General features: G+C 31.4%; 3 protein-coding genes. All 3 read left to right on the plus strand.

Annotated features, from left to right (window positions below):
- The first annotated feature begins 7 nt into the window (after nucleotides 1-7).
- The 3 genes from P6733_RS08505 to P6733_RS08515 all read left to right on the plus strand — a co-directional run bounded on the left by P6733_RS08505 (nucleotide 8) and on the right by P6733_RS08515 (nucleotide 16,092).
- Complete coding sequence (locus tag P6733_RS08505) at nucleotides 8-3,388, plus strand: non-ribosomal peptide synthetase (RefSeq protein WP_306352312.1); 3,381 nt, start codon at nucleotides 8-10, stop codon at nucleotides 3,386-3,388.
- 150 nt (nucleotides 3,389-3,538) lie between these two features.
- Nucleotides 3,539-11,407 (plus strand): non-ribosomal peptide synthetase/type I polyketide synthase, encoded by a 7,869-nt coding sequence (locus P6733_RS08510; RefSeq protein WP_306352314.1) that lies wholly within the window; start codon nucleotides 3,539-3,541, stop codon nucleotides 11,405-11,407.
- Nucleotides 11,407-16,092, plus strand: coding sequence for a non-ribosomal peptide synthetase (locus P6733_RS08515; RefSeq protein WP_306352316.1), 4,686 nt, complete (start codon nucleotides 11,407-11,409; stop codon nucleotides 16,090-16,092). Before P6733_RS08510 ends, P6733_RS08515 begins: the two co-directional genes overlap by 1 nt.
- The last annotated feature ends 41 nt before the right edge of the window (nucleotides 16,093-16,133 follow it).

Below are 16,133 nucleotides of genomic sequence, written 5' to 3' on the forward strand. Positions count from 1 at the left end.
ATTAACTATGAAAAGTCCTAAAGAAATAATTTCTGAATTAAGAGCAGAGAATATTAAGCTTATCCTGAAAGATAAAAACATTGAAATTTTATCTTTAGGAAATAAGTTATTGCCAGCTCAAATAGAATTAATTAAAGCGAATAAAGCAATATTAATTGATTATTTGACATCATTTAATTCAGAGCAAAATACTATTCAACCCGTTACTATATCTGAAAATTATCCTTTATCAGATGCCCAAAAAGGAATATGGTTGTTTTCTCAATACTATAAAGATTCCGGCGCATATAATATGCCATACTTTATGAATTTAGAAGGGAATTATAATATTGAAGTGCTTAAAAAATCTATTTATGCACTTTTGGATCGCCATGAAATACTAAGAACAGTATTTAAAGAAGATGCAAATGGAGAAATAAAACAATGGATTTTACCAAAGGAAGCAATAAAATTTAACATCGCATACAAAGATTTTCAAAAAGAACATAATGTTGAAGAATTAGTAAACGCCTATGTAAAAGAAAATAGTTATAAAAAATTTGACCTTGAAAACGGTCCATTGCTTAGAGTTACCATTATCCAAACTGATATTGACAATTATTTACTATACTATAACATTCATCATATTATAAGCGATGATTGGTCTATGGAAGTAGTAATAAACCGTGATATTAGAGAATATTACAATGCTTTTCTAGAAGATAAAAACATAGAACTACCAGAATTAATAACTCAGTACAAAGACTATGCGGTATGGGAATTAGAAATGTCAAAAGATGAGAGTTTTGAAGGCCACAAGAAATATTGGTTGGATCAATTTAAAGGAGATTTACCAGTTATAGACTTGTATAGCTCTAAGTTAAGACCTAAGATCAAAACTAACAATGGTGTATCAATAGGGACTTTATTATCTTCAACGATAATGGAACGTTTAGCTGACTATAGAAAAGAGAATAGAGGTACCTTATTCACACAGTTATTAACCGTATTAAACATATTATTATACAGATACACAAATCAGAAAGATATCATAATAGGAGTTCCAATAGCCAATAGAAGTCATTCTAATTTGGAGAATCAAATAGGACTGTATGTAGAAACTATAGCATTGCGAACTAAAACTATAGAAGAAGAAAATTTCAAAAAATTATATGCTACTACTAGTAAAATGGTACAAGAATCTTTTCAACATAAACTGTATCCATTTACAAAACTGGTAGAAGATTTAGGGGTAGAACAAGATTTAAGCAGAACACCTATTTTTGATATTTCCTTAACGCTTCATGAATCAAAAAATATGAGTTCAAAAGACGTTCATGAAAATCTTACTTCCGATACATTTATAGATTTTGGTTTTAGACCCGCAAAAAATGATATTCAATTTCATTTTGAAGAATTAACAGATGGAATCTCATTTAGAGCAATATTTAATTCAGATGTATATGAAGTAGATATGATTGAAAATTTCATGAATCATTTCAAACAACTTACAGATGCAGTTATAGCAAAACCAGAAGCATCTTTACATAGTATTGACTTTTTGAAAGAAGAAGAAAAATATCAATTACTTTATGATTTCAATCAGACAGACTACAAGTATGAAACATTAAATGTATTAGAAGCTTTTCAAAGACAAATACAAGAAAATCCTGATCATGTTGCTATTGTATTTCAAGATAAAAAAATAACGTTCAAAGAATTAGACATAATCTCAAATCAATTAGCAAACTGCTTAATCAACCAATATCAAATTCAAAAGGAAGATCTAGTAGGGGTTTTATTAGACAGAAGTGAATGGATGGTAATTGCTATTTTAGGGATCTTAAAATCTGGAGGGGCTTATGTACCAATAGATACAAATTATCCAGTAGAAAGAAAAGAAAATATCATAAAGGACGCCAATGTAAAAATACTACTTACAGAAGTAAATTATATTTTCGATTATAACTTTTATGAAGGAGTAATCTTTGCAGTAGATGTAGAATTTAATGCTGATGAATTCGACTCAATATTACCTGAAGTTGCTATTGCTCCAAATGATTTAGCATATGTGATATATACTTCAGGATCAACAGGAACTCCAAAAGGCGTAATGATTGAGCACAAAGGAATTATCAATTTAGCACTCAATCAACAAAAAGAAATTGGAATTACTAATCAAGATATAATACTACAATTTGCTTCTATTTCTTTTGATGCTTTCGGGTGGGAATTATATGCCTCCCTAATTTCAGGAAGTACCTTAGTAATAACTACTAAAAAAGTAATAGGCTCAGCAGAAGAATTAGCAACATTGATACAAAAAGAACAAATCACAATTGCAACACTACCTCCTTCATATCAAATATCATTACAAGATAATATTCATTTTTTTGATTCGCTAAGAATACTAATTTCTGCGGGGGAAGCCCTCTGTATGAAAGTGACGAAAAAATTTCAAGAAAAAGGAATTACAATAATCAATGCCTACGGACCGTCGGAAAATACGGTTTGTGCAACAATGACGAATTCACCATTTATTAATGAACATCGAGCTAGCATAGGTAAACCATTGCCAAATGTAAAAGCATATGTATTAGATGCATATAATAACGTGTGCCCAATTGGAGTAGCAGGAGAACTATGCATTTCTGGTATACAAGTAGCAAGAGGATATTTTAATCAACCAGAATTATCTCAAGAAAAATTTATAAAACATCCTTTTGATACAAATGCAACTTCACGATTATACAAAACAGGAGATGTTTGTAGATATCTTTCAGATGGAAATATTGAGTTCATAGAGAGAATAGACAATCAAATAAAAATAAGAGGACATCGTGTTGAACTTGGAGAAATTGAGCAAGTAATTTTGATGGATGAAGAAGTAAAACAAGTCGTTGTTGATGTTAAAGAATTTTCAAATAATAAACTGATTGTTGCCTATATAATGACCAATAAAGAAGTAGATAAAAAAGCCTTGCAATTACGTTTAAAAAAGATACTTCCAAATTATATGTTGCCAAGTTACTACGTGAATATTGATGTAATTCCACTCACTGAAAATGGCAAAATTGATAAGAATAAACTACCAAAAATAAATGAAGATGATCTTATTAAAGAAAAATATGTTGCACCAACAAATGAAATAGAAGAACAATTAGTAAACATTTGGAGAGAAATCTTAGTAATTGATACTATAGGAATCATTGATGATTTCTTTTCACTAGGAGGACAAAGTTTAAAACTAATGCGTCTCAAAAATGAATACCATAAAATATTCAACATCAAAATAGATATAAACGATTTATTTGATAAAAATACCATTCAGAAAACAGCAGAATTTATCCAGTTTATTAATCAACAAAAAGAAGTAGATGTTACGGATTTAAACGAAATAGAAATCTAATTTCAACAAGCTTCTTTTTGATCGAACAAAATACTACTCGGTATTCAAAAACTATAATTTTTCACAATCAATATAGGTCTTAACTACTTTATTTAAAATAGTTGAGGGTAAAAAAAACGCTTCATTCTTTAAGTTTTAATGCAAATAAATATGATAAAGTGGTTAAATACATTGGCTGAACATGGTGTGTTTTTTAAAATGCAAAATGACCAATTAAAAATTCTTTCTAGAGATAAAAGTATAGACAAAGAAATGCTTTTAGAAATAAAAGAAAAGAAAGCAGAAATAATAGCTTATTTGAAAAGTCAAAGTCATTTAATTAATGCAGAGGACCAGTTTATTAACATTCCTGCATTGGCTTCTGCAGAAAGCTATCCCCTTTCAGATGCGCAGAAGCGTATCTGGATATTATCTCAATTGGAAGAAGAATCAATAACTTATAATGTTCCTTTTCAAATTCCTTTGAAAGGAAAATATACTATTGAAAATTTAAAAAAATCCATTCATGCAGTAATTGAAAGACATGAGATTCTCAGAACAATATTCAAGCAAAATGAAGATGGAGAAGTTTGTCAATGGATTTTACAAAGTGAAGCGGCAAATTTCACAATTGATTATAAAGATTTAAGGGAGATTACTGATGCAGAAGCTCAAGTAATAGCCTATATTCAGGCAGATAGTAAAAAATCGTTCAGTTTATTTCAAGCACCCTTAATACGAGCGGGATTATTACAACTGGAAGAAGATTATTATATTTTTTATTGCAATATGCATCATATCATTAGTGATGGTTGGTCAATGAATGTACTGATTAAAGATGTTATGACGTATTATGATGCTTTTGAGAAGAATGAACCAGTCCTATTATCTGATTTACCAATTCAATACAAAGATTATGCTTCATGGCAACTTGCACAAATGGAAAGTGAAAGTTATTTGATACATAAAGAATATTGGAAGAATCAATTTATTAAAGAAGTACCATTATTAGATTTTTCAACAACTAAAATACGTCCTAGTGTAAAAACTAGTAATGGAGAGAAATTTAGAACTTACATTGATGCAGAAGGAACACGCCAATTAATGGACTTTGTACAAATGCAAGGTGGAAGTTTATTTATGGCATTATTAGCAGTAACAAATGTAGCATTACATAAATATTCTGGTCAGGAAGAGTTTATCATTGGAACCCCAATGTCTGGAAGAGAACATAAAGACCTTGAGAATCAAATAGGATTTTATGTAAACACATTAGCGTTGCGAAATACAATAGAAACAACTGATAATTTCTCAACAATTTATGCCAAAGTAAAAGAAAATGCATTACAAGGATTTACACATCAAGCTTATTCTTTTAATCGTCTCATTGAAGAATTAGACATTGCTAGAGATACAAGTAGAAATGCATTATTTGATGTAATGTTAGTGATGCAAAACAATGCAGATAAAATAGTAAATAATACTATTCTTGAGGAAGAAATCAATACGATAAAAAATGCAGGACAAATACCAGCAAAATTTGATTTAGAGTTTACTTTCCAAGAAATAGGGGATGTAATTGACTTTTCACTTATTTACAATACTGATATTTATGATGGAGAGACAATACAACGTTTCATGAATCATTTTAAATTATTACTTAAAAATGTCATAAAATCACCATTAAAACCCCTAAGTGGTATTGAGTACTTGGAAGAAGATGAAATAGAGCATTTACTCAATAAATTTAACGATACTTCACTTGAACTTCCGGAAGTGACTATTTTAGATGCATTTAAAACACAAATATTAAAAAGTCCTGATGCAATAGCTGTTCAATTAGAAGGAAAAAACCTTACCTACAAAGCTTTAGATGAACAATCAAACCAATTAGCAAATTGCCTTTTAGCTAAACAAATTGGACAGAATACATTGATTCCGATTGTTTTAGATCGCTCTTTAGAGATGATTGTAGTAATCCTAGGAATCTTAAAATCAGGTAATGCTTATGTACCCATAGATACATCGTTACCGAAAGACCGAATAAATTATATTATAGATGATACAATTGCAACGCTAGTAATTACAAGTTCTAAATATGAAAATACACTTAAAACAAATAGTTCTATTTCAATAGATACATTTGATTTTGAATTATATTCTTCACAAGCAGTAGAAATACAAATAAATCCTTCTCAATATTCATATTGTATTTATACATCTGGTTCAACAGGAAAACCAAAAGGTGTACTAATTACGCATGAATCATTATTTAATTATAGTTATTATGCAAGTCAAACATACACAAAAGGTAAGCCGTTAAAATTTTTATTGTTTACCTCAATTTCTTTTGATTTAACAGTAACAAGCATATTTACACCATTAATTACTGGAGGATCTATACAAATATTACCAGAAGATGAAAACAAATTAGGAAACCTAGACTATATCCAAAGTTTAGATTTTGATGTTATAAAATTAACACCCTCACATTTCAATGTATTACTTGAGTTTGAAATAACTAAAAAAATATTATATAAAGGAGGTGAAAAAGTCTTTATAGTTGGAGGAGAAGCATTACAAAAAGAAACTGTAAATAAAGCATTTTCTTTCTATGGAAATGCAATCACAATATGGAATGAATATGGCCCAACTGAGACTACTGTAGGATGTATCAGTAAGCAAATCCAAAACGATGTAAATCAAGAAATTCTGATAGGAAAGCCAACAACTAATGTTCAAATATATATCCTAGATAAAGATAAAGCGATATTGCCAATAGGAGTTTTAGGGGAAATTTATATTGGTGGAAAACAATTAGCCAAAGGATATCTCAATAATGAAGAGCTTACTCAAGAGAAGTTTATCAAAAATCCATTTGTTGAAAATGGACGTTTATACCGCACTGGTGATTGTGGTAAATGGTTAGCAGATGGTAATCTTGTATTTGTAGGACGTATAGACAATCAAATAAAAATAAGAGGTCACCGTATTGAATTAGGCGAAATAGAGAATACACTATTAAGCTTTGAGGGTATAAAAAATGCGGCAGTAATAGCGACAGATAATGCTGTAAGTCACGAAAAAGAATTATGGGCCTATATAACTAGTGATTATGAGATCAGTAGATCAGATATACAAAATCACTTATTACTTAGCTTACCCAACTACATGAGTCCTTCTAAGATTTTTAGATTAGAGGAGTTGCCATTAACCTCAAATGGTAAAGTAGATAAGAAAGAATTATTAAGAGTAGAGAATGCAGAATTAGCCTCAGGAGAAGCTTATATCGCTCCAAGAGGAAAAATAGAAGATGCATTAGCTTCAATTTGGTCCGAACTTTTACACAAAGACAAAGGCGAAATAGGAATAGACGATGGATTTTTTAATGTTGGGGGGAATTCCTTAAAGATAATTGCATTAAAAACCCAAATAGAAAAAATATTACACCAAGATATTTCAGTAGCAATCTTATTTCAGAATACGACTATTCGTCAGCAAGCAGAATTTTTTGACACTACATTTTCCTCCAATTTTGAAGCAAAATTCGAAGGTAGCAGACCTCAAGATTTTAACACTACGAATGAAAATAGAGATATCGCTATTATAGGTATGTCAATAAAAACTCCAGGAGCGCGTACTATTTCGGAATATTGGAATCTTTTAGAAAAAGGGCAAGAACCCTCTTATCGCTTTACAGAAGAAGAATTATTAGCCTCAGGTGTTTCAAGGTCATTAATAAACAATAAAAACTACGTACGTTCAGGTTTCTATTTGAAAGACCGAAACTTTTTTGATGCATCCTTTTTTGGGTATATGCCATCGGAGGCTCAATTGTTAGATCCTCAAACCCGATTACTTCATGAAGTAGTTTGGTCTGCACTAGAAGATTCGGGCTATAATCCTTTAAATTATAGAGGCCTTATAGGCTTATATGCAGGTAATAAAGCAAATTTAGGTTGGCAAGCCTACAACCTTTTAGCTGAGAATTCAGGAAAAATAGATGGATATACAGCGAGTTATTTACAAGACAAAGATTTTGCAAATTCATTAATTGCCTATAAGTTGAATTTAAAAGGCGCTGTAAATACAGTAAATACAGCGTGTTCTACTTCATTAGTAGCGATTCATCATGCTGCAAAAAGTTTATTATCGGGAGAGAATGATCTAGCGGTAGCCGGAGGAGTTTCCTTGCAAATTGGAAGAAAAGAAGGATACATTTATCAAGAAGGAATGATCAGTTCCCCTGATGGACATACGCGAAGCTTTGATGTCTTGGCAAGTGGTACAGTAGAGAGTGAAGGAGCAGGAGTAGTGGTATTAAAAAAATTAGATAAGGCCATCGCCGATGGAGATAACATCTTAGCGATCCTTAAAGGCAGTGCAATAAATAATGATGGAAACCGCAAAGTAGGTTATACAGCACCGAGTGTTGATGGTCAGATCGAAGTCATCAAAAAAGCACAACAATTTTCCCAGGTAGACCCTAGAACAATAAGTTATATAGAAACCCATGGTACGGCTACAAAATTGGGAGATGTTATAGAATTTGAGGCCCTTCGTCAAGTCTTTGGTAATACGGGAGATAAGTATTGTGGATTAGGCTCTGTAAAGAGCAATATAGGGCATTTGGATACCGCTGCAGGTGTAGCTGGACTTATCAAAACAGTATTGTGTTTACAACACCAAAAGTTAGCTCCGTCTCTGCATTTTAACACCCCAAATCCAGAACTGAGGTATGAGAATAGTAATCTATATATAAATGATACTTTAAGCCCATGGATCTCGTCCTATGATGGTCCTCGTAGAGCAGGCGTAAGTTCTTTTGGAATAGGAGGCACTAATGCTCATATAATCTTAGAAGAATATTCAATCCAAGATGAGGTTTTGAAAACAGATAAGCCACAAATTTTTACTCTTTCGGCCAAAACAGCAACAGCTTTAGAAAGATCAATAGTAGAGCTACAATCATTTTTACAAGAGAAGGAGAGTGTTAATCTATCCAATGCGGCTTGGACCCTTCAAAGTGGAAGAACGACATTCAAACATCGGATGAGTTTCACTGCATCAGATAGAGCAACAGCGATTGAAAGACTAGAGCAGGGCAGTTATTTCCGAAATCAGATTCATGGAGATGTGAAGAAAAAAGTTGTATTTATGTTTTCAGGACAAGGATCCCAATATGTCAATATGGGAAAAGACTTATATGCTTCTCAAGAAGTCTTTAGAGAAACGCTGGATGAATGTTTTTCCATTGCAGAGCAGATAAGCGGTAATCGCTATAAAGAGATCCTCTTCAGTGAAGATGCTAACCTAATCCATGAGACTCAAAATACGCAACCCATTCTCTTTGTGTTTGAATATGCTTTAGCCAAGCAATTGATGCATTATGGAATACAACCCGATATGATGATTGGTCATAGTATTGGGGAATATGTTGCAGCCTGTTTAAGTGGTGTGTTTTCATTAGAAGATGCTATAAAAATAGTAATTAAAAGAGGATCGATGATTCAGAGCCTTCCAAGTGGAAGTATGATAGGAGTAGGATTAAGACCAGAAATAGCAAATAAATATACCACAGAAGCTATTTCGATAGCCACTATAAATAGTAAAGAACGTTGTACCTTCTCAGGAACAGATGAAGCTATAGCTGCTTTGTGTGAGCAACTTACAGAGGATGGGATTTCATACCAATCCCTACAAACATCCCATGCTTTTCATTCAAGTATGATGAGGCCAATAGAAGAAGAGTTCACGAATTTTATGGAAACTATTACAATTCATACACCAAAAATTCCTTATATCTCGAATGTTAGTGGAAAATCAATAACTATAGAAGATCTAAATCAAAAAAGTTATTGGTCAGACCATATTAGAAAAACGGTTCGATTTGAAGAAGGATTAGAGAATATAGTTAGTCAGGATCATGTCGTTTTAATAGAAGTTGGACCAGGTTCTACCTTGTATAATTTTGCAAGATCCTATGCGAGGCAATCAGAAACTATCCGAGCCTGTAATGTGGTAAGACACCCAAAGGAAGAAGAGAATGATACGAGCTATTTTTTAAATGGAATCGGAAAGCTATGGACATTTGGAGTACCGATTCCATGGAACGAGTTCCATGGAAATACCCCACGACATAAAATTTCAATGCCAACGTATGCTTTTGAACCAGTAGTGTACTCGGTAGCAGAAAATTTAAATGAGTTATTATCGCAAGATATCTTCAGTAGGGAAATCCGTAAAAATAGTGAGATAAGCCAATGGTTCTATCAACCCACTTGGAAGAGAGATAATCGGGTTACGATATGCGAGCAGGTAAATAAAGAAGACTGGTATATTGTTTTTCTCAATGATAACAGCTTTAGTAGATTACTAATAAATGAGCTTGCAAAGACAACCACAAATATTATAACAGTATATGCAGGAAATGAATTTGTAAAAGTATCCGATACAAGCTATGAAATAGATCTTGGAAATTCGGCAGATTATCAAAGAATATTTGATGGCTTATCAAGCAATACTATTCACCCTAAACATATTATTCAGCTCTTGAATATCAATTCAGTAAGACAAGAGAATGATAGGTTAGAGAAACAACAAGGATTCTATAGTTTATTGTATATCGCAAAAGCTCTTACAGGCATAAAAGAAAGAGTAAATGTATCCGTTGTGACGCAAGAATTACACAAAGTTTTTGGCAACGAAGATTCTCCTGCTTTAGTTTCTTTAATTGAAGGAATCCTACCTGTAATTTCTCAAGAAAATCCAGAATTACAAACCAGAAACATCGATGTAAGAGTTAGTGAAGCAAATACTGATACAGTTTTACAATTAGTAAGAGAAATTCAAGATGTTACACCGGATCGATTTGTGGCTCATAGGCTAGAAAACAGATGGGTGAAAGTCTACGATCGAATAGATGTAAGTAATAATATACCGGTAACAAGCTCGAAGATAAAAAACAAGGGCGTATACCTAATTACAGGAGCCTTAGGTGAGTTAGGTTTTGTATTGGCAGAATATCTACTTGAAAAATATGATGCCTCTTTAATTCTAACAGGTAGGACATTCGTTAGTGAAAAGGATCAAGACCTCACAAAATATAATCGTTTACAATTACTTCTTGAGAAAGGTAATGTAGCTTACTTTAAAGCAAATGCTTCAGACAAATCAGGTATGTTAACGGCTCTAAGCCAAGGAACTGCAATTTTTGGAGAAATTCAAGGAATCTTCCACACAGCAGGTGTGATAACAGGCCCTTCTATCAGACGCGGAATTCATTTATTAAAAGAGGAAGAAAGTGAGATTCAATTTGAAGCGAAAGTAAAAGGAGTGGAAGTTTTGATGGATCTTTTTAAGGATCAGCCCCTTGATTTTTGTGTCTTTACCTCTTCATTAGCCACCGTGATTGGAGGGAAAGAATTTGCAGCTTATGCAGCGGCCAATGCGTATATGGACTATGTTGCCAATGCACAATGTATAAAAAATAGTATCAGTATAAATTTTGATGGATTAAGTTTTAATGGAGAAACAGAAGAATTAGTATTAGACCCTTCAGAACTTATTGAAGTTATAGAACATTCGCTCTCAAGGTTATCGGCTAGTCAATTAGTGATCTCAGTTGGAGATTTAGAAAAAAGAATTCAAAGATGGGTTGCTCCAGCAACTGCTAAGAAAGAGATTATGGAAAAAGAGCTATTGAAGGTAACCACTCATACAATAGACAGGAGTTCATTATCGACACCTTTTGCAAGACCAGAGACAGAGACAGAGAACAAACTATACAATTTGTTTGAAGAGTTTTTTGAAATAAAAGGAATTGGGATAGACGATGATTTTTTTGAAATGGGAGGAGATTCTTTAAAAGCGATGACCATATCCAATAGTATTCATAAGATATTCAATGTGGAGTTAAACCTTAAAGACTTCTTCATGAACTCTACGATTAGAAACTTGTCCAAAGAAATTGATTTTAATATTCAAATTAAAGACAATAAAGAGGTAGTTGCAAGTACTAAATTTGAAGATATCATATAATGAAAGGATTTATAAAAGAATTATTTGAGCAAGGGATACACATTACATGCGATAATGGTAATCTTAAGATTAATCATGATGGAAATCTTACTGATGTAATCAAGGAAAATATACGTGATAATAAAGAAGCGATATTGGCTTTTTTTAATGATAATAATACGCAAGATCGTTATACAAGTATTGAAAGTATAGCTGTTCAAGAAAGCTACCCATTATCATCTGCTCAATATCGATTATGGATATTAAGTCAGTTTGAGGGAGGATCAGAAGCCTATAATATGCCAAGTTCTCTTTTTATAAAAATTGAAAATTTGGAAATCTTTAAAAAAGCAATTTATGCTGTTATTGATCGTCATGAAATACTTAGAACAGTATATAAAAAAGATGAAAATGATACGTTAAAACAATGGGTTTTAACCCCTGAAGAAGTTGCTGTTAAAATTGAAAAGAAAGATTTTACTACAATTCCAAACGGACAAGCAGCAGCCAATAAATTTATACAAGAAGATGCATTTAAGCCTTTTGATCTTGAAAATGGTCCATTAATTCGTATTTGTTTATTACAACTCACAGAAACAGATTTTATATTTTATTACAATATGCATCATATCATCAGTGATGGTTGGTCGTTGAATATTCTTAATAGAGATTTAATGCTTTATTATGAGTCTTTTAAAAATAATTCGATTCCTTCATTACCCGTATTGAAGATTCAATACAAAGACTATGCAGCATGGCAATTAGGGCAATCAGATGAAGAAGTAATAAATGATAAACTATATTGGCTTGATCAATTTCAAGGGGAATTGCCTGTACTCGAATTACCAAGTAGTCAATTACGTCCTTTAATTAAAACACATAACGGTCACGGTCTAGCAGCAGATATCAATGCAGAAACCGTTCAAAAACTTAGGAGTTATGTAAAAGAAGAAAAAGGAAGTTTATTTATAGGATTATTAACCGTTTTAAATATTCTTTTGTATAAATATACAGCGCAAAAAGATATTATTTTAGGAACTGTAACTGCTGGTAGGAACCATATTGATTTAAAAGATCAGATAGGATTGTACGTAAATACATTGGCATTACGTAATCAGGTAAATCCTGAAATGTCTTTTCATAATCTCTTTCAAGAAGTAAAGAAAAATACATTCACAGCTTATAACCATCAAATGTATTCATTTGATAAATTGGTTGAAGATTTAAATCAATCTATAGATCTGAGTAGGAGTCCTTTATTTGAAATTCTAGTATCCCTTCAAAATATTGGAGACCGTCAAGCAAAAGGAGTAATAAAAGGAAAAAATGAAATTCAGGATTTAGGAACTTGCCCCTCAAAATTTGATTTATCGATCACTTTTGAAGAAGTTGGAGATGGTTTATCATTTTTTGTGATTTACAATAAAGATGTGTACGAAATGGAAATGATGAAACAATTTATGAATCATTTCAAATCAATATTAGAACACGTTGTAAATACACCAAAACTAAAACTAAAAGATATCGATTATCTTTCTTTAACTGAAAAGAACATAATTAAAAATGAATTCAATGCGAATACATTAAATTACAATTTGGATGAACATGTTATTGCTCTTTTTCAAAAGCAAGTAGCAAAAACACCAAATAAGATTGCAGTAGTTTATGGTAATAAAACATATAGTTACAAAGAATTAGATATAGTAAGTAATCAATTTGCAAATTATCTAAAACAAGAATACACGATAAAAGAAGGCGATCTTATAGGAATTAGAATACCAAGAGATGAATGGCTTTTGATCTCTATTTTAGGGATTTTTAAAGTAGGAGCAGCATATGTTCCAATGGATATCAATTACCCAGAAGAACGAATTCAATATATAGAAAAAGATAGCGCTTGTAAATTAATCATTACATCAGCTATGATTACTAATTATAAAAGCAATAGTGATATTATAGATAATACTATTGAAACTAGCATAACTGCAAATTCAGTAGCCTATATTATTTATACTTCAGGTTCAACAGGAGTTCCAAAGGGAGTTGTTTTGACACATACCAATCTAACTTCTTTTTTGAATTGGAGCATGGAAGAATTTAAAAACACCGATTTTGATATTTTATATGGAGCAACTTCTCATTGTTTTGATTTATCTGTTTTTGAAATGTTTTACCCTTTATGTATAGGGAAAACAATCAGACTTCTTGAAAATGGTTTAGTTATTCCAGAATACATAAGTAAAGACGAAAAAATATTGATAAACACGGTCCCTTCAGTAGTTAGTAACTTATTAAAATCGCAAATATCTTTTGAAAACGTAGTTGCATTAAATATGGCGGGAGAGCCAATTCCAATTGTATTGAGTAATGCATTAGTACAATTTCCAATGGAAATTAGAAACCTATACGGGCCATCGGAAGATACTACTTATAGTAGTTGTTATAAAATAACAAATACACATACACATTCGCTTCCTATAGGAAAACCTGTAGCAAATACGCAATTTTATATTGTATCCGATACATTATTGATGCAGCCAATCAGAGTAACTGGAGAGCTTTGTATATCAGGAGATGGTTTAGCAAAATACTATTTGAATCAAGATGAATTAACCAAAGAAAAATTTATACCAAATCCATTTGATGCTGGCAAATTAATGTATAAAACGGGAGATTTAGGATACTGGATGCCAGACGGAAATATTGGTTTTATCGGAAGAAAAGATCATCAAATAAAAATTAGAGGATATCGTGTAGAGTTGGGTGAAATAGAACATATTTTAGAAGAAGAAGTCAATATAGAGCGAGCAGTAGTATTAGTTAAAGAAATAGGAGGCGAAAAACTTTTAGTTTCTTACTTAGAAGGAACAACAATAGATATTGAAGTTGTTTGGGACAAGTTAGCTAAGAAACTACCAAATTATATGTTACCTACACATTATTGTTTATTAGATAAAATGTTATTATTACCTAATGGTAAAATTGCAAAAAATGCATTGCTAACTTTAGAAATTCAACCCATAAAAACCTCAGTCTATTCTGCGCCAACTACAGAGATCGAACGACAAGTAGTTGAAGTATGGGAAGAAATATTTAAAACTAAACATATAGGGATTAATGACAACTTTTTTGAATTAGGAGGGAACAGTCTATCCCTTATAGGGCTAGTAAACAAATTACATAAAAGGTTTAATTGTAAAATTGAGTTACAAAAAATATATTCTCATAGAACGGTTGCAAAACAAGCTTTATTGGTAAGTGAACACAAGAAAAGTACATATACCGAAATTGAGAGAATTGAAGAGAAGGAAAACTATTCAGTTTCATTAATGCAAGAACGACTATTACTTTTAAGTAATATGGATGGAAGTGCAACGGTTTATAACATGCCAACATTTATTATTTTAAATGAGTCGGTTATTATTGATGATTTTAAGAAGGCTATACATTCTGTAATTGAAAGACATGAAATATTAAGAACAACATTCAAGCTAGATGAAAATGGTACTTTTAAACAATGGATACAACCAAATGAAGAAGTTGAATTCAAAATAGATATTCAAGATTTCAGAGAACTTTCCAATGCAAATGAAACAGCTATTAATTACATCAACTTAAGTAATCAGAAGCAATTTGATTTAGATAAAGGGCCTTTATTAAGTGCCAGTTTATTAAGAATATCCAACAATGAATATGTTTTTTATTACAATATGCACCATATCATTAGCGATGGTATATCAATGAAAATACTATCACAGGATACAATGAATTTTTATAATGCATATGTGAATAAAACGAGTCCCGATCTTCTACCTTTAAAAATACAATATAAAGATTATGCAGAATGGCAACGCAAACGATTTGAAAATGGAGATTTTGATAAAAATAAATCATACTGGTTAAGTGTATTCAAAGAAAATATACCACAATTGAATCTTTTGTTTTCGGCAGAGAGACCTAGAATAAAAACATATAATGGAAGCACCATAAGCGCTAAAATAGAAGGAGAAACTTTAAATAAGTTCCTAGCATTAACAAAAGATACCAATACCACAATATTCATGCATTTAATGTATGTATACGGCATTATATTAAATAAACATTCTAACCAAAAAGAATTTATAATAGGAAGCCCAGTATCTGTGAGAGTTCAAGAAGAACTGAGTAATCAAATAGGCTTTTATACAAATACTTTAATTTATAAGATTCTCATCAATAAAAAAGATAGCTATATGCATGCATTGGCTGAATTTAAAAATTATGTATTAGAAAACTTTGAGCATAGGGAATATCCATTTGATTTATTAGTAGAAAATTTAAATCAAGGGAAAGACTTTTCTAGAAATCCATTATTTGATGCGATGTTAGTCGTTAATGACCAAGATGGAATAAATTCTGAAGTTGTTCAAACCACTACCAGTATTGCTTATAAAGATGAAAAAGTAAGAAGTAAATTTGATATTACATTCGCTTTTGAAATCTATAATGATGAAATTAATTGCAATGTAGTCTTCAATACAGATTTATATAAAAAGACCTCTATAGAAAATATGTTAACAGATTATATGGATTTAATTGCATTAGTAGTTAATGACCCTTCATTAACAGTCAATGAATATGCTAATACCATAATGAAGGATAGTGATTTTCAAGAGCACGATTCATTTTTTAATGAGATGATGAAAGATATGAATACGAGCTATTGATATTAAATATTCCGTTGCAACATAACATAAACCATATGTTT

The sequence above is a fragment of the Flavobacterium aerium genome, from assembly GCF_030766725.1.
Classification (GTDB): Bacteria; Bacteroidota; Bacteroidia; order Flavobacteriales; family Flavobacteriaceae; genus Flavobacterium; species Flavobacterium aerium.

Excerpts from the sequence above, each read along its gene's own strand:
- P6733_RS08505 (WP_306352312.1), top strand. The coding sequence starts at position 8 with ATGAAAAGTCCTAAAGAAATAATTTCTGAATTAAGAGCAGAGAATATT.
- P6733_RS08510 (WP_306352314.1), top strand. The coding sequence starts at position 3,539 with ATGATAAAGTGGTTAAATACATTGGCTGAACATGGTGTGTTTTTTAAA.
- P6733_RS08515 (WP_306352316.1), top strand. The coding sequence starts at position 11,407 with ATGAAAGGATTTATAAAAGAATTATTTGAGCAAGGGATACACATTACA.